The 515-nt window shown below is 43.3% G+C and carries 1 pseudogene; it reads right to left on the minus strand.

The features are described 5' to 3' along the window. Positions 1–515: pseudogene (locus R7R78_RS29530) on the minus strand (hypothetical protein); the annotation flags it as partial.

The raw sequence follows: 515 nt of genomic DNA on the forward strand, positions 1-515 counted from the left end.
ATGTTGAATCAAACTCCAGGTTAACTGCAGCACCAAAGACACTTAACCCACCAGGGGTGTCGAAAACATATCCACCTACAGGCTTAAAAGCGCCACGGGAAAAAAAAGTAAGTTTCTTTATTTCGTCTGTAGAGAGCCCTCCTATAAATGGAGTGACTGAGACATCCGATGTCCATCTTGCGGTCATGTCACTAACTGTAGAAGTAAACAATTGGTAAACAGTTCCGGGAAAAGAGTCAGCACCATTAACCGACAATAATCCATTCTCGATAACAAGAAGCTTAGGGCTAGCATTGAGGCTGGTTCCTATACCAGTTTCTAGGTCACAATCACCAACCACCCAAACTTTGTCGCTCACAGAAAACGCACTGGCAATTCTATCAACACAAGATTGAACTGTTGACGAGCTGCTTGCCACACTCCCATCAATCACCACAAATCCATTTTTTACTTGAGTTAATTGGGAGCGAGGGTAACCAAAAAAAGCTTCAAAAGGGTCAAGGTTTGGGTCATGA

The sequence above is a fragment of the Vibrio sp. 2134-1 genome, assembly GCF_033339495.1.